This is a genomic window from Vibrio rumoiensis 1S-45 (assembly GCF_000286955.2).
GTDB lineage: Bacteria > Pseudomonadota > Gammaproteobacteria > Enterobacterales > Vibrionaceae > Vibrio > Vibrio rumoiensis_A.
The window spans coordinates 15,047-39,233 of the sequence record NZ_AJYK02000043.1 but is presented as its reverse complement, the minus strand read 5'-3'; the positions used below and the strand labels follow the sequence as shown (position 1 = coordinate 39,233).

Genomic DNA, 24,187 nt, shown 5'->3' with positions numbered 1-24,187 from the left:
AGATATTAACCATGCCAATGGCCTAATATTCTACTTATATCATTAAGTTCCAGCTTATTATTCTAATTTTATGAATGTGTGTTGGCATAAGGTAGTATCTTCACCTATGCATACTCTGAGAGTACATATTGAAGATAAATAACGCAATAGAGTGTGTTGATGTCAGGTAATTGTTAAGTTAATCAATAAGGCTTGATATATCTAAAATTGTGTTATATCTAACTGGATTGATGTCATTTTCCAGTGTTTACAGCTATTTTGTTTCGATTAATGGTGATGTTAATGCTGTTAATTAATGCGGTCTGTATGATGTTTTAATGTACAAATTTATGACATGACACGATACTTTGTGCTGAATTATCTGGTTGAATTAGGCTGTTAAGTTAGCGAGTTAGTTCTTGTTCATTTTGTTTTAGTGTTTCTCAAGCCTAAACTGGCCAGTCATGCTAATATCTTGTTGTTTTTACTTTCTAGAGTTTTATTATGAATTACGATTTTAAAATTGCGTTAATGGTTATCTGTGGCGAATTAAGCTTTATAGGTGCTTATGCACTTATTGTGCTTACACATTAATTAAAAGATATTTAGGAGGAGTGTGTGAAAAACAGTGGTGTGATTACTGATCTAGGTGTTTCTGTTGATCCCACAGTCCTCAGCAAGTATTCCAATGGAAAGCATGCTTTGGTTGCCCAAGGTGGAGGGCAAAAGGGTATATTTACTGCTGGAGTACTTGATAGCTTGTTGGAAGCATCAATTGATCCTTTCGATGTATTTTACGGTACTTCGGCCGGAGCGCTGAACATCACCTCTTTTCTTTGCCGCCAAAAAGGTCTCGGTAAGGCATTTATTACCGACCTCACCACTCGCCCAGAATTCTTTCGTCTTTTTACTCATATTCGCCGCAAAAAACGCCTTGATTTAGATTGGGTGTTTGAGCAGCTTTCTGAGCCTCCTTATCTTCTGGATGTTGATGTAGGCCGTTTTGTTCTTGGTGATCGACAAGCTTTTGCTGCTGTCACTAATATTGATGATCTACATGATGAATATTTGCCGATTATGGTGAATGAATGGATTGATGTCTTGAAAGCAACTTGTGCGATTCCAGCTCTCTACAGACATGAAATTGAAATTAACCAAAAGCGCTATGTTGATGGTGGTGTTTCAGCGGCTATTCCTGCGCAAGAAGCCTGGAGAAAAGGCGCAAGACTTATTACCGTTATTCGAACTGAACCGGTGGATTTAAACGCAGAAATAGAACCAGAGCCGACCAATGAACCTTCATTTCTGAGTAAAGTCGGGCTTGATCAACATTTTGAAGCGATTCAAAATAGTATTGCTAACCGAACGGCAGGTTGGCGGGTGGATTTGAATGGCTTTCTTCAAGAGCGTATTGCTAAATCACAATCAATCGAAACGGATAAATTAAAGCCATTATTAAATGGCGGGCGTTGGTTGTTTGGAAGTGGCGATGTGTATCGCTTATGCCACTTGTTAGGGGATCAATTTGATGCGGGGATCATGGACATGCTGATGATTCACCATCAGACCTTTACCTTAACCCACAACTTTATGCTTAAACCACCGGATGATTGCTTTATTCTACAAATTGCTCCAGAAGAGCCGCTGCGTTCTTCTCCGCTTTTAAGTAAAGCTGAAGATTTAGAGTTTGATTACCAAATGGGTATTCAAGCCGGGCGTAACTTTATTGCTCAATTTTCATCGCTCAGTTCCAACCCCGACGTAATTCACCAAGGCGCATACACTAAAATGTAATTGAAATCTAAGCCACTTTCTTAATTAACTGAAACTGAGGTTTATACTCAAGTAAGTATATTATGGAAAGTGGTGAGGTTCATTCAATTAGGTTAGTTAAGTGTGTCGCATATTCCTTGTTATAACTTTTCCCGCTCTCGCTTTTCCCTCAATATCCACTTTAATCAGGTTTACACCTGAACCTTTTATTCTCCCCTCATCGAGGGTGATGAATACCAATCAGAGTAAACGTGACTTTAGCATCATAAGCTGTTGTAAATGGAGTGACTATGGAAGAGCACACTTTTCTTACTTTTGTGGTAATGAATACGCGCTTATTGAAAACAGGAGGCGCAGCCTCTCATCAATTTAAGCAAGAGGGGGGGTATATTGGTAATGATGATTCATGCCATTGGTTATTGCCCGATCCAAATAACGCCCTGATTACACCTTATTGCCAAGTGAAATATCAGAACGGCCAGTATCACCTTATTGATCTTCAAGGTGGGATTGGGGTGAATGATCAACAACCTCAATTTGAACAAAATAGATCGATTGCCGTTCAAAATGGAGATGTATTTAGAATTGGATCTTACCAACTGAAAGCACATTTAAAGGTGGTTGAAGTTGAAATGGAGCAATCTTACCGTAGTGTGAGTGAAGCGGTTGGACAAGATGTTCAAGAGCCCTCACAAACTTATATACCTCAACTGGATATTGATTTGCCATCATTTACGGATGCCCCAGTATCACAACCAGAGGCTACACACGTAGAGATTGAGCCCTCTGCGCACAAGGAGCAAAACATGTCGCCAAATGCGGATGTATCAAGGAAGAATCAAGCAGAATCTGAGTCATTAAAATCAAGCATTGAAGGGTTATTGTCAATTCATAACAGACAAGACAGCTATTTTCATTTACTCAATCGCAGTTTTCAGCCTATCCAAGATAATCCATTGCAAATGGGGCTTAGTATTGATGAAACTGAACAATTAATGTTTGGTGAAGAAAAAAGCTTATTTCATTTAGATCCTCCTCAAGCGATCTCGAACAGTCTTAAATCCATCGAGAGTCACAGCGAAAGAATGCATCAATCGACGACCATGGCATTGCAATATCTTTTAAATGAGTTGTCGCCAGAAACGCTATTAAAGCGATTCCAAAGCTATAAAAAGAATGCGCCAGATAATGTAGATGCAGATGCTTGGGCCTGGAAGATGTACCAATCCTATTTTTCAGAATTGACTTCAGGCCGCCAAAAAGGTTTTGAAAAGCAATTTTGGGAAGTGTTAGAGCAGTCTTACGATAGTATTCAGCGTCAGCAAAATAGTTAACCTAAGATTTGGATAACTAGGGCCATTTAATACCAATAAATTCAAGTGGCTATGGTGGCGTATAGGACTTCTTATTCAAACGAATATGAAACGCACTAAGCGAATAACTAAATGAGGAGCCAAATGGCTCCTCATTTTTATTTCTAAACGTAGTTTATAGATTTTATTCGACTTCGATTATTCGCATACAGTTAGTGGAACCAATCAAATCCATGACATCACCTTGTGTGATGATCACTTTATCGCCTTTGTTCAAGAAATGTTTGTCTTTTAAGGTTTGAATCGCTGCAAGTGCGCACGGCAATCCAGAACCAGCATCGTGTTCAAAGAAAACCGGTGTCACCCCTCGGTAGAGAGCTGCACGATTCAACGTACTTTCATTACGAGATAAGGCAAAAATAGGTAGTCCCGAACTCAAGCGAGACATCATTAATGGCGTTCTACCCGATTCTGTCATGGATATCACCGCGGTAATGCCTTCCATGTGGTTAGCGGAATACATGGTTGCCATAGCAATGGTTTCTTCTGCTGATTGGAATTTACGATCAAGGCGATAGTTAGACACATTAATCGATGGCATTTTCTCTGCGCCAACACAGACTTCAGCCATTGATCTCACGGTTTCAATTGGAAAGGAGCCTGCTGCTGTTTCAGCAGATAGCATCACGGCATCAGTGCCATCTAAAACCGCATTGGCAACATCCATGACCTCTGCTCGAGTTGGCATTGGGCTCGTGATCATTGATTCCATCATTTGTGTAGCGGTAATGACGTTTCTATCTAAGCTGCGTGCGCGACGTATTAATTGTTTTTGAACGCCTACCAGTTCAGCATCACCAATTTCAACGCCTAAATCGCCACGGGCAACCATCACCACATCGGAAGCTAAAATAATATCATCCATGCTTTCTTGGTTAACGACCGTTTCAGCGCGCTCGACTTTCGCAACTAATTTTGCCTCTAATCCGGCATCACGAGCAAGTCGACGTGCGTAATGCATGTCTTCACCATTGCGAGGGAATGATATCGCTAGGTAATCGACTTTGATTTTCGCCGCGGTGAGAATATCTTGTTTGTCTTTTTCTGTTAATGCGTCAGCGGAAAGACCGCCACCTTTTTTGTTGATGCCTTTGTTGTTGGAGAGCGGCCCTGCAACCGTTACTTCGGTATGGACTTTATTGCCTTCAACACTGGTTACTTTGAGCTGAACACGACCATCATCTAACAATAAAACATCGCCAGTTCCGACATCTTTAGGGAGTTCTTTATAATCTAAGCCAACCGCTAATTGGTCGCCTTGGCCTTTTTCTAAATCACTGTCTAATGTGAACTTGTCGCCAATATTGAGATGAATTTTGCCATCTTTAAATGTTGAAACTCGGATTTTAGGGCCTTGTAAATCCCCCAAGATAGCGACATGAATACCTAATCTTGCGGCAATGTTACGAACCTTTTCTGCTCGGATAATATGATCTTCTGCAGAACCGTGCGAAAAGTTCATTCTGACAACATTTGCCCCAGCTTTGATGATTTCTTCAAGGACATTACCTTGGTCTGTAGCGGGACCTAAGGTGGTGACAATTTTTGTACGTCTAAGTCGTTTCAACATGAAAAACTCCATCGTTGTTGAGTGTTTATATACCTAAGTGGATTCTGCACTTGGAAATATATATCTTGGTTTAAATTATCATGTTTTGCTTTGTTATTTCATTGTATGACTGCGAGATATGTGACTCCAAATAGATTGATTTTGGTTATCGCTTTGAGACTTTTATTTTTGAGACTATGGTTTAGCATGCATCAATTTGATGAAAAAGAACTAGAATATGAACAAATTAGCTTTTAATCGTGATACCTATCACGCTCCTTAACTGCTGAGCTTCACAATTAGTTTGCAGTGTAAAAAAATTAAAGCCTGATTCTAAAAAGGAGTAAGTAATGTACATGGCTCAACCTGGTCACATTGATCAAATCAAGCAAGTCAATACAGGTCGTGTATATAAACTTATCGATCAATTTGGTCCAATATCGCGTATCGATCTCTCTAAATTGAGTGGTCTTGCACCTGCGAGTATTACAAAAATCTCTCGTGAATTGATGGAAGGGCACTTGATCCATGAAACGGTCGTGCAAGAGTCCATTTCACGAGGCCGACCTGCCGTGGGGCTACAAACTGACAATGCTGGTTGGCAGTTTCTTTCTATTCGCTTAGGTAAGGGGTATTTAATTATTGCCCTTCATGAACTCGGTGGAAATGTTGTTGCCGATTATAAAGTTGAAATAGAAGAGACTGACCAAGTCGCTTTACAACAGCGTATATTGACGGAAATTGAACAATTCTTTGCGAGCCATGCTCATGTGGTCGAAAGGATGACCAGTATTGCGGTCACATTACCAGCCTTGGTGAATTTCGCGGAAGGCATCGTACTGCAAATGCCTTATTTTAATATTGAGAATCTAGCGTTAGGCCCTGCGATTTATGAAAAGACCGGCGTGCCAGTTTTTATTGCTAATGATACTTGTGCATGGGCCTTGGCAGAAATGCTGTTTGGGCAGTCTCAAGAGGTGGATAACTCACTATTAATTAGCAACCATCAAGGTGTGGCGGCTGGAGTGATTCTGAACGGGCGATTAGCCTATAGCCGCAATGGTAATATTGGCGAACTTGGCCACATTCAAGTTGATCCTGATGGCATGCTATGTGAATGCGGTAAGCATGGGTGTTTAGACACGGTTGCTTCATCGGAAGCGGTTTGTCGAAAGGTAGAACAAGCATTACGACAGGGTCAGAAATCGATGATCCCAGTGAGTGATGTTTCGATGGAACGAATTTGTGAAGCCGCCTTGAAAGGTGATGAACTTGCAAAAAATACGATTGAGCAGCTTGGTAAAGATCTTGGTAAAGGTATTGCCATTATGGTGAATATTTTCAGCCCAGAGAAAATATTACTCGGTGGGGCGCTCAATCATGCAAAGTCGCTGCTATACCCTGCGATTGAAAAATCACTACAGCAATACAGCTTACCGATCTTTCATAAGAATGTGCCCTTAGTGGAATGTAAATTTTTTACTCAAACCACTATGCCAGGGGCTGCACTGATAAAACAAGCGCTTTACGATGGTTCTTTATTATTGAAAGTGAGTGAAGGGTAATCTAGCGGTATCTGGAATCACTTAGGTAGGTAATGTAAAAGCCAGCAATTGCAATGCTGGCTTTTTGACTGATGAGGCTAATGGCACTTATTTTTTAGGTTGTGCATCTATGCATTGACCATGCACTTCTTTCCCTTCTGGTGCCATTAAATAGACATACAATGGCATAATATCAGCGGGAGTTTTGAGTAGCTCTGTATCTTCAGCTGGGTAGGCTGAAGCGCGCATCTTAGTACGAGTTGCGCCAGGGTTAATCGCGTTTACACGCACAGAAGTATCACTTAACTCGTCAGCAAGAATCTGCATCATTCCTTCGGTAGCAAATTTAGAGATGGAGTAACTTGCCCAGTAAGCTCTACCAATATGCCCAACCGTTGATGAGGTAAAGACGATGCGGCCATCATCCGATTTGTGCACTAAGCGCAGTAAGGCTTGCGTCATTAGTAATTGGGCTTTAACGTTCACTTGCATCACATCATCAAATGCGGCTTCTTCAATTTGCTCAAAAGGCGTGATTGAACCCAGTAAGCTCGCATTATGCAAAATCCCATCAAGCTTGCCAAATTGATCACCAATTGTATCGGCCATATCTAAATAATTCTGTTTTGTAGCCCCTTTCATATCAAGAGGGATGATTGCTGCTTGGGGGCCGCCATTTTTTTCAATCTCGTCATAAGTCGCTTCTAATTTAGAAACTGTTCGTCCAAGAAGAATAACCGTTGCACCTTTTTGAGCATATTCAAGGGCTGCCACTTTGCCAATACCATCACCAGCACCGGTCACCAAAATGACTTTTCCAGCAAGAGCGGTAGGAGAAACAGAATAATTCACAATATCCAATCCTTATCTAACTTTATGTCGCTTATTAGTTTATGCCATAATGTACCGCTATTTCGAGTAATAAGTGGTTGGCATTATTTTTACGCGCTTACCATACACTAAACCACGAGTTTTGAGGGAATGATATTGGAATTTTTGTTGGATTATGGGCTATTTCTAGCCAAAGTAGTGACCTTTGTTGTTGCAGTAATTGCTTTGATCGTTGGTGTTAAGATTATAGGCGGCAAAGGCAATGGAGCAAAAGGGGAGCTACAGATCACGGATTTATCAGAAAAGCACAAAGATACCGTGGCTCAATTAGAAGAACATTTGCATGATGAGGCGTTTTTGAAAGCGCGTCATAAATCTGAAGCGAAAGCGCAAAAAGAACAAGATAAGCAAGACGCAAAGCAAGCGAAAAAAGCGGCTAAGTCCGGTGAATTACAAGATAACCGTAAACCACATCTATTTGTTCTCGATTTTAATGGCAGTATTGATGCCAAAGAAGTGTCTTCATTGCGTGAAGAAGTCACGGCTATCTTATCGGTTGCTAAAGAAGGGGATGAAGTGCTGGTTCGCTTAGAATCTGGTGGTGGTATGGTGCATGGTTATGGTTTAGCGTCGTCACAACTTGATCGTTTAAAAGCGGCCAATATACCGCTTACCATTGCCGTTGATAAAGTCGCAGCAAGTGGTGGTTATATGATGGCTTGTGTGGCAAATAAAATTGTGTCGGCGCCATTTGCCATTGTTGGCTCCATTGGTGTTATCGCTCAAATCCCTAATTTCAATAAGCTGTTAAAGAAAAATGATATCGAATTTGAGCAAATGACAGCTGGTGAATATAAGCGAACATTGACGATGTTTGGCGAAAATACTGATAAAGCGCGCGATAAATTTAAGCTTGAACTAGAAGAAACGCACGTATTGTTCAAAGACTTTATTCGTGACCATCGTCCAGAATTGGATCTTGAAAAAGTGGCAACGGGTGAGCATTGGTTTGGTTCTCAAGCGCTTGACTTAGGCTTGGTTGATGAAATTAAAACATCAGATGATTTAATTGTTGAAGCGACCAAAGAAAAAGCTGTGCTTGCATTACATTACGTACGTAAGAAAAAGCTATCAGATAAGATATCTGGTACGGCGGCAAAAACTGCCGATAGCGTATTGTTAAAATTAGTTTCACGCGGTCAACGGCCGATTGTGTAAGTCTACTCATTAATAGGTAGATGAGAAGAACTGATTTATATCAATCTTTGTTTAATTAAGCTCACTTCGGTGGGCTTTATTTTTATCTGAAATTTCTCGATTTATTTGATTTTTGTGCCATTTTTAATCACTGTTCGTGGCTTTTTATTGTGTTTTATCCGCTTATTCATGGATTAGAGAATCTTTGCTGTGTGTTTTGCATACAGCGTGTAAGCTTGAATTAGATCACATTAAAGGGCAATAATCAGCCATCTTCTTTTAGTTTGTACCTAATTGTTACGAGAGTGAAAATGGACAATAATCAATTCGAATCGTTAATGCCGCCTGAAATGGCCAAAAAAGCCGCCGAAGCGGGTGCTTATAAAGTAAATAAACCCTTTTTTAAAACCTTTATGCTGGCAATTACCGCTGGTATGCATATTGGTATTGCGTTCATTTTTTACACCACAGTGACAAGTGGTACGGAATCTATCGCACCCGGTCTTGCTCACTTTGTTGGTGGCTTAGCATTCAGTCTTGGTCTTATTCTCGTGGTGGTGACAGGAAGTGAGCTTTTTACCAGTTCTACCTTAGTTGTCGTCGCAAAAGCCAGCGGTATGATCACTTGGGGGCAGTTAATGAAAAACTGGATTCAAGTATATTTTGGTAACTTCGTTGGGTGTTTGTTACTGGTAGGTATTATGTTGGTGGCTCAACAATACATGAGTGACAATGGTGAAATAGGTATTAATGCCATGCATATTGCTCAACATAAAATGCACCATACTTTTATTTCAGCAGTTGCACTTGGCATCATGGCTAACCTATTGGTTTGTATCGCTGTTTGGATGTCTTACGCTGGGCGTACGTTAACCGATAAAATGCTTATTCTAATTCTTCCTGTTGCCATGTTTGTAGCATCGGGTTTCGAACATAGCATCGCAAATATGTTTCAAATACCTCTAGCCATTGGGATTAAAAACTTTGCTCCAGCAGAGTTCTGGCAAATGACAGGAACAACCGCCAGTCAATTTGCGGATTTAAATATGATTGACTTTATTACTCACAACCTGATACCCGTAACGATAGGAAATATTATCGGTGGTAGCTTATTTGTTGGTTTATGGTTTTGGTCGATCTATCTGCGTAAATAAGCGAATAATTATTGCATGATATATTCAAAAATTGCCCTAGAGTTAACTCACTAGGGCAATTTTATTTTTTGATGATTGCAATTTTATTGGCTTGCGTGGGTCTTAGCTACTTAAACCCACGTTTGCTCTTTAGCTTCTCGTTATTCCAAGCACAAATTCAATTAAGGTTGCGCTAAACAAAATTCTTTAGAAAGATGCAAAGCTAAATACTTAAACATATTAAAAACAGCGGTAGTTTTTTCTGTTGGTAATCCTTGTTCATCTAAAAAGAACTCACCTTTAAAGATCAGAACCTCGTCTTTTTCGGTCACAGAGGTCGCACGCATGCCTTCAATATAGTCTGCATGATCTTGAATGATTTGGTTGGCAATCATTAATAATTCGAGTTCAGAAATGGCGATTTTGTTGTTCATGATTAGAGCCTATTTTAGGTTTGAATCGTTAGTGAAACGATAATCTTAAGCATTTAGCGTAACGACACTTTTAGTGAAAATCGCTTTTGAGTGATGAATTGTAGAGTGTTGCTTCAGTAAAGTTAACGAAAAACTTTATGATAAAATCACATGCTGAAATTGCACTTTTCATTATATGCAGACTGGATTTGGCACAAATTAAAGTTGGCATGAAATTTGGCGATTAGTCATGCAGTCACACTGAAAAATGAAAAAACAGGTTGATCTTATTTAAAACTCACTCGATAGTAAAAAAAGAAGCAATCAATTATAACAGCGCGCGTAGACTAATAAACGCGGCCTGATGAGGATGTTTAGAATCAGTTATGGGCAAATCTCTTGTTATTGTAGAGTCACCAGCCAAAGCTAAGACGATCAATAAATATCTTGGTAAAGATTTTGTTGTGAAATCAAGTGTTGGTCATGTACGTGACTTACCTACTGCGGGTCAAAGCAGTGGCAAAAAAGCAACTCCTATTTCAACCAAAGGTATGAGCCCTGAAGAAAAAGCTCGTATTAAGAAAGAGAAAGATAAAGCGGCTCTCATTAAAAAGATGGGCATTAACCCATTTAATCATTGGGAAGCGAATTACCAAATTTTACCTGGTAAAGAGAAGGTCGTTGCTGAACTTCAAAAACTTGCCAAAGATGCAGACTGCATTTATCTCGCAACCGATTTGGACCGCGAAGGAGAAGCCATCGCGTGGCACCTTCGTGAGATCATCGGTGGTGATGATTCGCGATATAAGCGTGTGGTGTTTAATGAAATTACCAAAAATGCCATTCAACAAGCATTCGAAACGCCAGGAGAACTAAACCTTGATGGTGTGAATGCTCAGCAGACCCGTCGTTTTCTAGACCGTGTGGTGGGTTTCATGGTGTCGCCACTGCTTTGGAAGAAAGTGGCGCGTGGTTTATCAGCGGGTCGTGTTCAGTCGGTTGCCGTGAAATTGCTGGTGGAGCGTGAGCGTGAAATTAACGCATTCATCCCAGAAGAATTTTGGGATGTGCATGCGGACACTAAAACTCAAGACAAAACAGATTTTCGTTTATTAGTTGCGCAAAAAAATGGCGTGGCATTTAAACCGGTTAATGAAGCAGAAACAAAAGCGGCATTATCGATACTTGAAAAAGCCACTTATGAAGTGTGTAAGCGCGAAGATCGCCCAACATCAAGTAAGCCTTCAGCGCCATTTATTACGTCAACACTGCAACAAGCGGCAAGTACCCGCTTAGGCTACGGTGTGAAAAAGACCATGATGCTCGCTCAGAGGCTCTATGAGGGCGGTTACATCACTTATATGCGTACTGACTCAACTAACTTGAGTAAAGAGGCTGTAGAGGCTTGTCGTGAATTCATTCAATCTGAGTTTGGTGATGCTTATTTACCATCTAGCCCGCTAACTTACGGAAGCAAGCAAGGTGCTCAAGAAGCGCACGAAGCGATCCGACCTTCAAGTGTTGACGTGAAAACCGAAGACTTGCAAGGAATGGAAGCCGATGCTCATAAATTGTACTCATTAATTTGGAATCAATTTGTTGCTTGTCAGATGACGCCTGCAAAATACGATTCCACCACCGTCAGTGTTAAAGCTGAAGATTTCACCTTGAAAGCGAAAGGTCGGATCTTGAAATTTGATGGTTGGACACGTGTTCAGCGCCCAATGGGTAAGAACGAAGATCAAATTTTACCGGCTGTGGCAGTGGGTGAGACCCTTGAGTTGAAGCAACTCGATCCTAAGCAGCACTTTACGAAGCCACCGGCACGCTTTACCGAAGCTGCTTTGGTTAAAGAGCTTGAGAAAAAAGGCATTGGTCGCCCTTCAACCTACGCTTCTATCATTTCCACCATTCAAGACCGTGGTTATGTAAAAGTCGATCAGCGTCGTTTTTATGCAGAGAAAATGGGTGAGATTGTGACTGACCGTTTAGACGGTAGTTTTAATGACCTAATGAACTACGACTTTACGGCTCGTATGGAAGAAAAGCTCGATAAGATTGCTGAAGGTCAACTGACTTGGACACAAGTATTAGATGAGTTCTTTAATGATTTTACGGCCGATTTAGATCAAGCCGATTTGGATGAAACCGAAGGTGGTATGACTCCAAATAAGATTGTTGAAACCGATATCGAATGCCCCACATGTTCGCGTCCAATGGGGATTCGTACCGCTTCAACCGGTGTATTCCTGGGTTGTTCTGGCTATGCGCTTCCACCAAAGGAGCGTTGTAAAACCACCATTAACCTCGGTGATGAAGAAGGTGTGGTGAACGTTTTAGAAGAAGACGTTGAAACGGCTGCCCTTCGTGCTAAGAAACGTTGTCCTATCTGTGAAACCGCGATGGATGCGTATCTAGTTGATGATAAACGTAAAATGCACGTTTGTGGTAATAACCCGAACTGTGATGGTTATGTGGTTGAGTTCGGTGAATTCAAACCGAAAGGCTATGACGGCCCATTGGTTGAGTGTGATAAATGTGGTTCTGATATGGTGCTGAAAAATGGCCGTTTCGGAAAATATATGGGTTGCACGAACGAAGAATGTAAGAACACACGTAAAATTCTGCGTAATGGTGATGTGGCACCTCCAAAAGAAGATCCTGTTCATTTCCCTGAATTACCGTGTTCAAATTCGGATGCTTACTTTGTGTTACGTGATGGGGCTTCTGGTCTCTTTATGGCGGCAAGTAACTTCCCTAAATCGCGTGAAACTCGTGCACCATTGGTTGCTGAAATGGCGGAATACAAAGATCGTATTTCTGAAAAATTCCAGTATTTAGCCAGTGCACCAGTGGCAGACCCAGATGGTGTTCCTGCTTTGGTTCGTTTTAGTCGTAAATCGAAAGAGCATTATGTTCGTTCAGAAGTCGATGGAAAACCTTCGGGTTGGACGGCGCTTTACGTGAATGGAAAGTGGGAAGTGACTGACAAACGTAAGAAACCGAAAAAAGAATCGTAATCTAGGTTTCTGACGGATAAACAAAAACCAACTGTGTGATGCAGTTGGTTTTTTTGATCGTAAATTATTCTAATTTAGGCTATTTAGCTTTTAGGCGGCACACCGCTGTGGAATCTAAAATCGGCTTCTTCACGTTCAATTAACTGTGCTTCTTTTTCACCGATCAAACGAACACGTTCAGAAATATCTTCCCCAGCAATCGCCTCCGCTAAAGCGAGGTAATCTTGGTAATGGCGCGCCTCTGAACGTAGCAATGAAACGTAAAACTTGTTTAATTCATCATCTAAAAACGGTGCTAATTTAGCAAAACGCTCACAAGATCGAGCTTCGATATACGCACCGATGATCAACTTGTCGATCAAGGCCGCAGGCTCGAAAGTTCGCACCATCTTCATTAAACCTTTCGCGTACGTGCCGGCTGTCATATTTTGGTATGGGATACCACGGCTTTCCATGATTTCTAATACTTGTTCAAAGTGATGGAACTCTTCTTTGATTAACCGCACCATCTTATCAACCAAATCTTGGCCATGTGCGAATCCATTTTTGACCGTTAAGCTTGACGATTGCATGATGCTTTTTTCAGGAAAGTTGGCATCACGTATGCATTTGTAGACGTAGTCTTCGTAAGGTTTCGCCCATTCTATTAAGGTTTGTCCGCTTTCTTTGTCTACGGCGTATTTTCGCACCATAAACATGGCGGTTTGGGCAGCTTTAAGCTCGCAGTTACAATGGTCTATTAATAAAGTCACCAATTGTTCTGGCTGTGTGGCTTTTTCAATCCAAGCATCAGGCGTTGGGCACTTTAAGAATGAGTTGATTGGGGCTAAGAGCGATTGATACATCGTGGTTATTTCGGTTGATTTGAATAATGCTGGTGATTTTATCATGGAAAGCGGGAAGTTTTTTGATCTATGCGTATTAACTTGGTGATAGACCAATTCTTAAACAAAACCTGAACACGATTTTGGTAAGTAAGCCTCCAATCGGTGATGTGTCATCGATTGGAGGTATAAGAGATTAAATGGAATGGAAGAAGTACAGTTGAGATTTCATTCGAATGATAATCCCTCGTATACCGTCAAGGAACCCTAAGAAAGCCGCAGGTTTTTCACCACTAATCCATGCGAGACCTACTGCGCCAACGGGGAGATCGTAATCTTCGGTTTCTATAATTTTCAAACGAACAAAGTGATGCTTATTTTGTAAATTTTTGCCTGTCGTTGCTGTTATCGATTGATCAAGGCCCAGTAAGTTGCTTTGTGCTTCACCTGTAGCTTCGACAATACCTTCCACTTCTGCTGCAAACACTTTACCTGGGTAAACCGAAGAGGAAAACTCTGCCGCTTGTCCTACTTTAATATTACGAATCGCTTGATGATTTACTCTCATCAATACGTATTTCTCTTCGGTGTACATTTGTAGCCGAGAGATTCGAGATACTAATTGGCCTTCACGAAGAATAAAGTTGGTGACAAAACCATCTGCAGGGGCTTTTACCTGCGTACTGGCTAGATCCCATTTCGCTTTTTCCATATTTTGCTTTTTATCATTTAATTCCGCTTGTCGACTGGCGACCGTTAACTCAGATTGACTGATCTGCAATTTAGCTCGTTCTGCATCGACGGTTTTTTTGGCCAATTGAAACTCTAATGTGCTGACTTTTTGTTTCGCTATTTCTACTAGGCTGATTTGTTTATCGATTTCACTTTCAGTAATCGAACTCTTTGCCACGCTGTTTTGCTTCTGATAGCGAGAAAGCATCTTTTGCTGCAGATGATAATCAGCTTTCGCTGAAGAGATCTCACTGTGTGATGTCGTAATATCATGCAGCATAGATTGATAATGAGATTGAGCTATCGAGACTTCTTGCTCTGCAGTCGTGATCGCTATTTTGGCATGATCAAACGCAGCTTTGGCTTGTTCCAGAGCGATTTTATAAGGCGTACTTTCAATATCATAAATAAGTTGGCCTTCTTTTACTTTCTGGTTAGGCTTTACATAAATGTGCTCCACTTTACCTGTGATATTAGGCATGTTTGGGCGTAATTGAATGTGTGGGGATTGCACCACAGACCCGCCGGATAAATCCATTGGCGCGTAATTGATTAAACCAATCCATACAAACATTAACCAGCCCGTACCACCAAAATACGCAAAACTTTTAGTGGCTTTATTCCAAGGCATGCCAACTAGACGTAATAAGTAAATAAAGAGAGCCCAAACGGCTAAACCTTCTAACATTATGCTTCCTCTTTTTCGTGATCGGTTTGTGGTGTGCCTTTCCAGGTGTCGCGTAAGCTAATAATGGCTTTTTCCATATCAACAAAGGCGAGAATGACGGCAAGCACCCACACCCAATGCCAAATAAAACCAATCCAAGTGAGTACCGTGATTAAGCCAATTTGATGGTGGCCCTTGCTATGCGCTTTATTGATTGGGAGTTCATGAAACTTCCAAAAGCCGAATAACGCTGCGCCAATAGTGGCAACTAATACAACCGTCGCGACAACATGCAAAACGGTGTCAACGCTAGTGCCGACAAATGGCATACTCATTAAACTCATATCAAACCCTCACTATTTAAGTTGTCTGTATTGTGCGTGTGGTTTGAATTTTGGATAAAAATATGACAGATTATTTCAAATTAATGTTTATATTGATTCAATCTGTGGGGTGGTATGAAAGGAATACATTTTATTCGGGCCATTGCTTTTGTTAATTTGTATCAACACGTGTGCCAGAATTATCAAATTAAGACCGAACAATTAAGCTTACCTGAGTCGATATTTATTAATCCGATGACGTTGATCCCATTGTCAGAGCTGAATGTTTTATTGAAAGAATTAGAACAACTCACCAATGACCCCGATTTTGTAGTGAAAGTCATGGTAGGAATTAATGAAAGTGGGCTAGGGGCGATTGGTCGATGGATTTTCTCTGGTCATGATCTCGCAACAACCATTCGCCGAATAAATTATGGTTCGAGTTGTTTGCAATCAGGTGCCTTTATGGCAGGCTCGCAAACCGGCTCGATTATTAAATGGACTTACCATAATCCGTTTATTGAACGTGATGTCAAAATTCATGATAGCGTACGGATAGCGTCATTTATGTTGAAGGTGATGCGTCGCTATTTAGGTGATCAGTTTTCGCCCATGCGAGTCATGCTCTCAGGCTCACGAGTTAATCAGCAAATTTATAAAGACTATTTTGGTTGTGATATTGGCTGGAATCATCACCAAACGGAATTATGGTTTCATTCTGATACTCGTTTAGCCACCATACAAACGGATGTTCAACCAAAGCAAAAATTGGCAATGAGCTCTCATGATTTGGATGAATTTCTGAATATGCCTCAATCGGATGATGAGATGAAAGTTATTTATGAGATCGTCAATTACAGCTGTCATTATGGTTTGCCAACCTTAAATCGAGTCGCAGCTTTACTGGAATTGTCGGAACAGCAATTTCAAAGACGTTTACATAAAATGAACCTGAATTTTACGATAATTTGTGGTTATGTGATGAGTAACCTTGCGGTGAACTTAATAGCGAAATCAGTGCCTGTTGAGGAAATAGCCGAGCGATTAGGGTATCGCAATATTGAAAGTTTCAATCGTATGTTTAAAAAGCACCGTGGTGTGACCCCAACCCAATATATTCAACATTTTCAAGATTATTTCTAAAGGGCTTCTTCATTTTCCACTATCAAAAAGGCGCTATAAGCGTTATAACTAATACTTATATACCCAAGTAACTTTATTCTCGCTGAATACCGTATTTTGAGGTTACTTGGGTATAAGCCAAAAACACATGCATTGAGTGGTTTGGGGAGTTGTTGTGTCTATCGAGAGGGAACGAGCATGAAACTACAGCAGTTAAGATACATCGTTGAAGTGGTTAATAATAACTTGAATGTTTCTGCTACAGCGGAAAATCTTTATACCTCTCAACCGGGTATCAGTAAGCAAGTCCGATTATTAGAAGATGAGCTTGGTATTCAAATTTTTGAGCGTAGTGGTAAGCATTTAACGACAGTCACGCCTGCTGGACAAGAAATTGTCAGAATTTCACAACAAATATTGTCACGAGTTGAAAGCATTAAGGCCGTTGCCGGTGAGCATACAAACCCTGAAATGGGAACGTTGAATATATCTACAACCCATACTCAAGCTCGTTATGCGCTACCCGATGTGATTAAAGGCTTTACTGCTCGTTACCCTAAAGTCTCTTTGCATATGCACCAAGGCACACCGAGCCAAATGTCGGAAGCCGTATCTAAAGGTACGGCGAACTTTGCAATTGCGACAGAAGCCCTGCATTTATACCAAGATGCCATTATGTTGCCTTGTTATCATTGGAATCGTTCAATTGTCGTGCGTAAAGATCATCCTTTAGCTCAGTTAGGAAAAATTACTATTGAAGAGCTTGCTAAGTATTCATTGGTGACGTACGTATTTGGTTTTACTGGGCGATCTGAATTAGATACTGCATTTAATGAAGCGGGATTAAAGCCTAAAATTGTGTTTACAGCGACCGATGCTGATGTGATTAAAACCTACGTTCGTTTAGGTATTGGTGTTGGTGTGTTTGCGAGCATGGCAATAGATAAAGAACAGGATGCCGATCTTGTTGCGATAGATGCAAGTCATATTTTTGGGGCGAGCACCACCAGTATTGGTTTTAAACGTGGCACCTTCTTACGTACATATATGTATGATTTCATGGAACGATTTGCCCCTCATCTTACTCGTCCAGTGGTTGAAAAGGCGATAGGATTAAAAAACAATCAAGAAATTGAAGCCATGTTCAAGGATATTGAGTTGCCTGTTCGTTAAATGATGTTTTCACTGGCAGAGCGTTTTAACATTCTGGATCAATCTTTGTTGCAAACTCAAGCTTTGTGGCGGATTGATCCTTTTCAATTAAGCTTTCATTCTTCTCTTCCTTGGCAAGAAATCGCACCTGATTTGTGTCAGTTTCTTGCTCAATTGACCGATGATGACATTATCGAGTTTAAGCAAAATACGGCGAGTTTGCTTCCTGAATTATCCATTTTTATTCCTCAGTTAAGCACCCTGTGGCAAGCTTGCGAACTGGAGAACTTACGTGAGAGCCCACTTCATGGTGTCGAAGCTTTAAGTGTGGGTATCCCGGGTCGTAAGTGGCAACAAATTTGCGCGATGGGTTCAGCTGCGCTGAAGGAAAATAAAGGGACAAAATGGCTTGAATGGTGCTCTGGTAAAGGCTTTCTAGGTCAAGTGCTTGCACAACAATCTCACTTACCAGTCACCAGTTTTGAGTGGCAACAAGGTTTATGTGATTCAGGACAAGTATTGGCAAATCAGCGCAAACTTAAAATGACTTTTGTGCAAGGCGATGCTTTGTCGGCAAGTAGCACTTCTGTTTTTAATCAGCAACAACATGCGGTAGCGCTGCATGCCTGTGGCGACTTACACGCTCACTTAATCGAGCATGTATGCCAACAGCATTTACCGGCTTTAACACTTTCTCCATGCTGCTATCACTTAATTGAAGGTGATCATTATCAAGCTTTATCAACTCATGGTCAGCAATCCAAATTACAACTTAGTAAGAATGAGCTCAGAATTCCTTTGCAAGAAACCGTTACCGGTGGACAGAGAGTGAAACAACACCGTGAGCTTGAAATGACCTATCGATTAGCATTGGATTCATTATTACGTGAAAAGATGGGGCATTGTGAGTACACCCCATTACCGAGTATTAAAAAATCGGAATTAGGATTGGGATTTGAGCATTTTTGCCACTGGTCGCAACAGCAAAAAGCATTAATATTCCCAATGAATGATTTAACCTCTTGGGAAGCAAAAGGGCGTCAGCGTTTTATGCAAATGGAACGTATAAGCCTCATACAACAAGTATTTCGTCGACCACTAGAGATGTGGTTAGTGTGTGATAAAGCACTGCGTTTACAACAACAAGGCTATAGCGTGTCGGTGAGCACTTTTTGTACCCGGGAAATCACGCCACGTAATATTCTGATCCAAGCTGTATTGCCCACTCAAAGCTAACCTACGAACTTAATGCTTCTTTAGGATTTACATATTGTAACCCAAAACCTTCAGCCACTTCTTTTATTGTTATTTTCCCATCAATGACATTGAGCCCTTTCAAGAAGCCGACATCATCTAATAATGCTTGTTTATAGCCTTTATTAGCGAGCTTTATAATATATGGCAAAGTAGCGTTATTTAAGGCGAAAGTTGAGGTTCTGGCGACGGCACCGGGCATGTTCGCGACACAGTAATGAACGATGTTATCAATAATATAAGTTGGCTCCGCATGGGTGGTGGGTTTTGATGTTTCGAAACATCCCCCTTGATCGATGGCAACATCAACAATAGCAGAACCTGCTTTCATCGAGGTTAGGTGCTGTTTTGTAATGAGTTTTGGTGCAGCGGCACCTGGAATAAGTACAGCGCCAATAACCAAATCTGCCTGTGTGACAAGTTGATCAAGTGCTTCTTTTGTGGAATACACCACCTGTGCTTTGCCTTGAAATTCTTCATCAAGTTTGCGAAGTGTGTCGATGTTTTTATCTAAAATAGTGACATTTGCGCGTAACCCAATGGCCATTCTGGCGGCATTGGAACCCACTACGCCACCACCTAGAATTAATACATTTGCAGGGGCAACGCCCGGTACACCTGATAAAAGTAACCCACTACCACCATGAGATTTTTCTAGCGTTTGGGCACCTGCTTGGATAGACATTCTACCGGCAACCTCCGACATTGGCGCTAATAGTGGCAGACGACCCATATTATCTGTTACAGTCTCATAGGCTATACAGACGGCTTTGCTTTCGATTAGTGCTTCGGTTTGTGGAAGATCGGGTGCTAGGTGTAAATATGTGAATAATATTTGCCCTTTCTTGAGCATTGCACGTTCAATGGATTGAGGTTCCTTAACCTTAACAATCATATCTGCAACAGCATAAACGTCTGCTGCAGAGGGAAGAATGGATGCGCCAGCTGCAACGTAATCATCATCATTAAAACCGATGCCGATTCCGGCGAGCGTTTCAACGTAAACATGGTGTCCGTAAGCATAGAGTTCTCTTACACTGGCTGGAGTCATTCCAACACGATATTCGTGATTTTTGATTTCTTTCGGTACGCCAATTTTCATTCTAACCCCTGTTTTATACTTGGTTGTTATGCCTATCTTGGGTTCATTCGTTGGGTGAATGTAAAGTGTAGTCGTGTTTTGGTAATATTTGATTCTGAATACAAAGAGAATGTAGAATATATTTTTGCAGGGAAGTAAATAAGGTGAAAATGAATGACTGATAATTATAAAAAACCGTCAAAGGATTTAGACAGGATTGACCGTAACATTCTTAATGAATTACAAAAAGATGGTCGTATTTCAAATGTGGAGCTATCAAAGCGTGTTGGTTTATCACCAACTCCATGTTTAGAACGTGTACGTCGTCTTGAGCGTCAAGGCTATATTACAGGTTATACCGCACTATTGAATCCTCAATATTTGGATGCCTCACTTTTGGTTTTTGTGGAGATCACACTGAACCGTGGTGCACCGGATGTTTTTGAGCAATTTAATTCGGCGGTACAAAAATTAGATGATATTCAAGAATGTCATTTAGTGTCCGGTGACTTCGATTACTTACTTAAAACTCGTGTGTCTGATATGGGTGCTTACCGTAAACTATTAGGAGACACATTATTACGTCTTCCGGGTGTTAATGACACGCGTACTTACGTTGTAATGGAAGAAGTTAAACAGTCAAATCAACTAGTGATTCAAACTCGATAAGCAAAAACTGTCCATAGGATGTCAAGATGCGTTCAAATCTGCTTCTTGACACCGTTTGGGTATAGGTTTTTTTACCTGTTTCGGTTATTGTTATCGAGTGTTGTCTACCGAGCGGCTTAGGCCGCTCGTCGTATTTTAGGACCACCGAGCCAAATTTTCGATTTTTGTTGTCAACTTGCTAAGATTAAACAGTTAATCGAGTGGTTTTGTCGGCAACAATATAGGAAATGACTTTCTTTAACCGCTCGGAATAGGGGAAAATTTTGTTTACGTCCAGCAAAAGCATTTTTAAACAAAGTAAAGCGAAAACTATTACCATCATTAAAGCAAAAGAATCGAAATTAAGGCCACGTCTTAATGGCTCACAACGCCTGAAAGAATGTGGGCTCATTCTAGGCTTGCTCGTTGCGATTTTGATGATGGTCGCTTTATTTTCATTTAACCCTGCTGATCCTTCTTGGTCTCAAACCTCTTGGAGTGGCACTGTGCATAATGCTGGTGGCTATCTAGGATCTTGGCTTGCCGATACATTATTCTTCTCATTTGGTGTTTTTGCTTACCCATTACCTTTTATTATTCTTGGCGCAAGCTGGGCGTTTTTTCGTTCGAGAGATGAAGGTGAAACGATCGATCTTCTTTTATGGGGAACTCGTCTTCTAGGCCTGGTCATCATGTTATTAACAAGCTGTGGTTTAGCCGATATTAACTTTGATGATATTTGGTACTTTTCATCTGGTGGCGTGGTAGGGGATGTGCTTACATCGGTTGCGACTCCTGCTCTAAATATTTTAGGGTCAACTTTAGTCTTCATGTTCCTTTGGGGGGCGGGTTTCACTCTACTTACTGGTATTTCATGGTTAACGATTGTTGAGAATATTGGTCAAGCGGCATTGCGTGTGATTCAACGTTTATTCAACCGTACAAGGCAATCGGACAATGTTACCCTGTCTGCAACGCAGTATAATCATACAGAATTGAATAACCTTGATATTCAAGGGATTGATCACCAAGAGCTTTCTTTACAGCCTCACGCGAAGAGTAGGGCTTTTGATGATGTGGAACTCGATATTACAGAAACAAAACAAAACGTTAAGGTAAATGAAAACCAAGTGAGTGAGGGTGGCAGCAGCGAAAGAAAAGCGCCACGTTTCAATATTCATTTTCCGCGTAAAGAATCGAAGAGAGAGGTTGAAGCAGAATCGATCTCGATTGCAAGTGATGAGATCGATGATCCATTATTTTCTGCGCCTTCAGCGTCTCATATTCATCGTAATGAACCTGTTCTCAATACTGTGGATCGCCACGTCTCTTCAAACCCTGAATTTAATGCGACTAAAGATAGGTACCAGAATCCAAATGCGACAATTGCTGAGCTAGATCAGCAAGCAGAGTCGGAAGGTGACTTTGTTGTGCAAGAGGCGAGTTCAGTTTCACCAATCACAACAAAAGCTAAGGTTGACACAACACCCACGCATAGTACCAATCATGCAAACCATGAAATAAAAACTCAAACTGCTGCGCCTACTCAAGCATCATCATTCGAAAATATTCATATTGATGAAGAAGAACAGAAATCGCCATCCGTCGGTAATTTGGATGATGTTTCAGTTGAAGAGACAGAAACAGCACCAACTTCTGATATTGAAGCGCCATGGGTACAAGCATCCTCGAATGCCACCGTGTCTACTGCACAAACTTCCGCTGTAAATCAAGATTCTGAAAATGCTGTGCAAGGAAATTTCGAGAAGTCAGAAGCTCATATTCCAGAAGTGATGAAGGCAGACGTTCCGAGTGTTAATCCTCCTAGTGAAAACTCGCATTCGGTTCAACATTCCGGTTCAGAACAAACGTTACAAGCTAATTCTATTCCTCAGGCTTCGCCTGCGATTAATGAAGCTGTAAACGTTCATAATGAAACGATGACTGAAATTCAAGCGCCAGCGGATCCTGACGCTGCAGCTTTTCAGAATTTGGTTTCAACCGCACAAGCGAATGCGATGGCTTCACAAAACCCATTTTTAATTCAAAACGATGCTAATTTGCCGGTACCGACTGCGCCAATGCCAACGTTAGAATTACTGTATCATCCAGAAAAACGTGAAAGCCACATTGACCGTGATGCATTAGAGCAGATTGCTCGACTTGTTGAATCAAAATTAGCGGATTACAAAATTGAAGCACGCGTTGTGGACATTTTCCCTGGCCCTGTTATCACACGATTTGAACTTGATCTTGCACCGGGCGTGAAAGTGAGCCGTATTTCTGGTCTTTCAATGGATTTAGCTCGTTCATTATCTGCGATGGCCGTTCGTGTAGTCGAAGTGATCCCAGGTAAACCTTATGTTGGACTTGAATTGCCAAACATGAGCCGAGAAACCGTGTATTTATCTGATGTGATCAGCTCTGAACAATTCCAAAATAATAAATCACCAACGGCTGTGGTTTTAGGTCAAGATATTGCCGGTGAAGCGGTTGTGGCCGATTTGGCTAAAATGCCTCACGTGTTAGTGGCAGGTACAACCGGCTCTGGTAAATCGGTTGGCGTGAACGTGATGATCTTAAGTATCTTGTATAAAGCGACACCAGAAGATGTGCGCTTTATTATGATCGATCCAAAAATGTTGGAGCTTTCGATTTATGAAGGCATACCACATTTGCTTTCAGAAGTTGTGACCGATATGAAAGATGCCTCTAATGCATTGCGTTGGTGTGTTGGTGAAATGGAGCGTCGTTATAAATTATTGTCAGCCGTTGGGGTTCGTAACCTGAAAGGCTACAACGAAAAATTGAAAATGGCGGCTGAAGCTGGTCACCCCATTCATGACCCATTATGGCAACCTGGCGATAGCATGGATGAAATGCCGCCACTGCTAGAAAAACTGCCTTCAATCGTTGTGATTGTGGATGAATTTGCTGATTTGATCATGGTCGTCGGTAAGAAAGTTGAAGAGTTGATTGCTCGTTTGGCGCAAAAAGCGCGTGCAGCAGGTATTCACTTGGTATTAGCGACTCAACGTCCATCGGTTGATGTGATTACGGGTTTGATTAAAGCCAATATCCCGACTCGTGTAGCCTTTACCGTATCAACCAAAACGGATTCACGTACCATTCTTGATCAAGGTGGCGCTGAGTCTCTATTGGGTATGGGTGACATGTTGTACTTACCACCGGGTTCTAACCATACGGTTCGTGTTCACGGTGCATTTGCTTCTGATGATGATGTACATGCGGTTGTTAACGATTGGAAAGCGCGTGGCAAGCCTGTTTATATTGATGAAATCGTTCATGGTGAGCCAACAGCAGAAAGTTTATTACCGGGTGAACAATTAGAAGGAGAGGAAGATGCCGATCCTCTTTACGATCAAGTGGTAGAATTTGTGACAGAATCACGCCGTGGCTCCGTATCAGGTGTTCAGCGTCGCTTTAAAATAGGCTATAACCGAGCGGCTCGCATTGTGGAGCAACTTGAGGCACAAGGCGTAGTCAGCTCACCAGGTCATAATGGTAACCGAGAAGTCATTGCACCACCGCCAATAAAACAGTTTGATTAG

At 41.3% G+C, this 24,187-nt stretch carries 18 protein-coding genes; 11 read left to right on the top strand and 7 right to left on the bottom strand.

Annotated features, from left to right (window positions below):
- The first annotated feature begins 597 nt into the window (after positions 1–597).
- Together A1QC_RS05530 and A1QC_RS05525 are read left to right on the top strand one after the other, a co-directional pair.
- Positions 598–1,773, top strand: coding sequence for a patatin-like phospholipase family protein (locus tag A1QC_RS05530; protein ID WP_017025183.1), 1,176 nt, complete (start codon positions 598–600; stop codon positions 1,771–1,773).
- Positions 1,774–2,042: 269 nt separating this feature from the next.
- The gene (locus tag A1QC_RS05525; RefSeq protein ID WP_017025182.1) at positions 2,043–3,086 is read left to right on the top strand and encodes a type VI secretion system-associated FHA domain protein; all 1,044 of its coding nucleotides are present in this window, start codon (positions 2,043–2,045) and stop codon (positions 3,084–3,086) included.
- A 163-nt stretch (positions 3,087–3,249) separates the two neighbouring features.
- On the opposite strand, the gene pyk is transcribed toward A1QC_RS05525, so the two are convergent.
- Entirely contained in the window at positions 3,250–4,695 is a 1,446-nt protein-coding gene (gene pyk / locus A1QC_RS05520) for a pyruvate kinase (RefSeq protein ID WP_017025181.1), read from the bottom strand.
- A gap of 329 nt (positions 4,696–5,024) precedes the next feature.
- Here pyk and mlc point away from each other — a divergent pair, with 329 nt between their 5' ends.
- The gene (gene mlc, locus A1QC_RS05515; RefSeq protein ID WP_017025180.1) at positions 5,025–6,239 is read left to right on the top strand and encodes a sugar metabolism global transcriptional regulator Mlc; all 1,215 of its coding nucleotides are present in this window, start codon (positions 5,025–5,027) and stop codon (positions 6,237–6,239) included.
- Positions 6,240–6,326: 87 nt separating this feature from the next.
- On the opposite strand, the gene A1QC_RS05510 is transcribed toward mlc, so the two are convergent.
- Complete coding sequence (locus tag A1QC_RS05510) at positions 6,327–7,070, bottom strand: YciK family oxidoreductase (protein WP_017025179.1); 744 nt, start codon at positions 7,068–7,070, stop codon at positions 6,327–6,329.
- A gap of 135 nt (positions 7,071–7,205) precedes the next feature.
- On the opposite strand from A1QC_RS05510, the gene sohB reads away from it, so the two are divergent.
- Positions 7,206–8,267 (top strand): protease SohB, encoded by a 1,062-nt coding sequence (gene sohB, locus A1QC_RS05505; protein ID WP_017025178.1) that lies wholly within the window; start codon positions 7,206–7,208, stop codon positions 8,265–8,267.
- A 290-nt stretch (positions 8,268–8,557) separates the two neighbouring features.
- Positions 8,558–9,400 carry a formate transporter FocA gene (focA, locus tag A1QC_RS05500; RefSeq protein WP_017025177.1) on the top strand — a complete coding sequence of 281 codons (843 nt, stop codon included), beginning with the start codon at positions 8,558–8,560 and terminating at the stop codon, positions 9,398–9,400.
- Positions 9,401–9,561: 161 nt separating this feature from the next.
- Here the strand turns inward: focA and A1QC_RS05495 are convergent, their stop codons facing one another.
- Entirely contained in the window at positions 9,562–9,813 is a 252-nt protein-coding gene (locus tag A1QC_RS05495) for a YciN family protein (RefSeq protein ID WP_017025176.1), read from the bottom strand.
- Between the two features lie 365 nt (positions 9,814–10,178).
- On the opposite strand from A1QC_RS05495, the gene topA reads away from it, so the two are divergent.
- Entirely contained in the window at positions 10,179–12,812 is a 2,634-nt protein-coding gene (gene topA / locus A1QC_RS05490) for a type I DNA topoisomerase (protein ID WP_017025175.1), read from the top strand.
- An 83-nt stretch (positions 12,813–12,895) separates the two neighbouring features.
- On the opposite strand, the gene miaE is transcribed toward topA, so the two are convergent.
- The 3 genes from miaE to A1QC_RS05475 form a co-directional block, all read right to left on the bottom strand.
- On the bottom strand, positions 12,896–13,657 hold the full coding sequence (gene miaE, locus A1QC_RS05485; protein WP_039836476.1) for a tRNA isopentenyl-2-thiomethyl-A-37 hydroxylase MiaE: 762 nt from the start codon (positions 13,655–13,657) through the stop codon (positions 12,896–12,898).
- Between the two features lie 175 nt (positions 13,658–13,832).
- A complete protein-coding gene (locus A1QC_RS05480) occupies positions 13,833–15,056 on the bottom strand; it encodes an HlyD family secretion protein (protein WP_017025173.1) in 1,224 nt (407 codons plus the stop codon).
- Positions 15,056–15,379 carry an MFS transporter gene (locus tag A1QC_RS05475; protein ID WP_017025172.1) on the bottom strand — a complete coding sequence of 108 codons (324 nt, stop codon included), beginning with the start codon at positions 15,377–15,379 and terminating at the stop codon, positions 15,056–15,058. The genes A1QC_RS05480 and A1QC_RS05475 overlap by 1 nt, the downstream gene beginning before the upstream one ends.
- A gap of 114 nt (positions 15,380–15,493) precedes the next feature.
- On the opposite strand from A1QC_RS05475, the gene A1QC_RS05470 reads away from it, so the two are divergent.
- The 3 genes from A1QC_RS05470 to A1QC_RS05460 all read left to right on the top strand — a co-directional run bounded on the left by A1QC_RS05470 (position 15,494) and on the right by A1QC_RS05460 (position 18,868).
- Positions 15,494–16,501, top strand: a complete 1,008-nt coding sequence (locus A1QC_RS05470) for an AraC family transcriptional regulator (protein WP_017025171.1) — start codon at positions 15,494–15,496, stop codon at positions 16,499–16,501.
- A 177-nt stretch (positions 16,502–16,678) separates the two neighbouring features.
- Positions 16,679–17,653: an HTH-type transcriptional regulator CysB gene (gene cysB / locus A1QC_RS05465; protein WP_017025170.1), complete on the top strand. Its 975-nt coding sequence runs from the start codon at positions 16,679–16,681 to the stop codon at positions 17,651–17,653.
- Positions 17,654–18,868 carry a methyltransferase gene (locus A1QC_RS05460; RefSeq protein ID WP_017025169.1) on the top strand — a complete coding sequence of 405 codons (1,215 nt, stop codon included), beginning with the start codon at positions 17,654–17,656 and terminating at the stop codon, positions 18,866–18,868.
- A 1-nt stretch (position 18,869) separates the two neighbouring features.
- Here A1QC_RS05460 and ald read toward each other — a convergent pair whose 3' ends face one another.
- The gene (gene ald / locus A1QC_RS05455) at positions 18,870–19,988 is read right to left on the bottom strand and encodes an alanine dehydrogenase (protein WP_017025168.1); all 1,119 of its coding nucleotides are present in this window, start codon (positions 19,986–19,988) and stop codon (positions 18,870–18,872) included.
- Between the two features lie 153 nt (positions 19,989–20,141).
- On the opposite strand from ald, the gene lrp reads away from it, so the two are divergent.
- Together lrp and A1QC_RS05445 are read left to right on the top strand one after the other, a co-directional pair.
- On the top strand, positions 20,142–20,636 hold the full coding sequence (gene lrp, locus A1QC_RS05450; RefSeq protein ID WP_017025167.1) for a leucine-responsive transcriptional regulator Lrp: 495 nt from the start codon (positions 20,142–20,144) through the stop codon (positions 20,634–20,636).
- Positions 20,637–20,920: 284 nt separating this feature from the next.
- Positions 20,921–24,187, top strand: a complete 3,267-nt coding sequence (locus A1QC_RS05445; RefSeq protein ID WP_026025821.1) for a DNA translocase FtsK — start codon at positions 20,921–20,923, stop codon at positions 24,185–24,187.

Coding starts and splice junctions, on each gene's coding strand:
- A1QC_RS05480 (WP_017025173.1), bottom strand. CDS start 15,056: ATGTTAGAAGGTTTAGCCGTTTGGGCTCTCTTTATTTACTTATTACGT.
- topA (WP_017025175.1), top strand. CDS start 10,179: ATGGGCAAATCTCTTGTTATTGTAGAGTCACCAGCCAAAGCTAAGACG.
- pyk (WP_017025181.1), bottom strand. CDS start 4,695: ATGTTGAAACGACTTAGACGTACAAAAATTGTCACCACCTTAGGTCCC.
- A1QC_RS05475 (WP_017025172.1), bottom strand. CDS start 15,379: ATGAGTTTAATGAGTATGCCATTTGTCGGCACTAGCGTTGACACCGTT.
- ald (WP_017025168.1), bottom strand. CDS start 19,988: ATGAAAATTGGCGTACCGAAAGAAATCAAAAATCACGAATATCGTGTT.
- A1QC_RS05470 (WP_017025171.1), top strand. CDS start 15,494: ATGAAAGGAATACATTTTATTCGGGCCATTGCTTTTGTTAATTTGTAT.
- A1QC_RS05460 (WP_017025169.1), top strand. CDS start 17,654: ATGATGTTTTCACTGGCAGAGCGTTTTAACATTCTGGATCAATCTTTG.
- focA (WP_017025177.1), top strand. CDS start 8,558: ATGGACAATAATCAATTCGAATCGTTAATGCCGCCTGAAATGGCCAAA.
- cysB (WP_017025170.1), top strand. CDS start 16,679: ATGAAACTACAGCAGTTAAGATACATCGTTGAAGTGGTTAATAATAAC.
- A1QC_RS05525 (WP_017025182.1), top strand. CDS start 2,043: ATGGAAGAGCACACTTTTCTTACTTTTGTGGTAATGAATACGCGCTTA.
- A1QC_RS05495 (WP_017025176.1), bottom strand. CDS start 9,813: ATGAACAACAAAATCGCCATTTCTGAACTCGAATTATTAATGATTGCC.
- miaE (WP_039836476.1), bottom strand. CDS start 13,657: ATGTATCAATCGCTCTTAGCCCCAATCAACTCATTCTTAAAGTGCCCA.
- lrp (WP_017025167.1), top strand. CDS start 20,142: ATGACTGATAATTATAAAAAACCGTCAAAGGATTTAGACAGGATTGAC.
- mlc (WP_017025180.1), top strand. CDS start 5,025: ATGTACATGGCTCAACCTGGTCACATTGATCAAATCAAGCAAGTCAAT.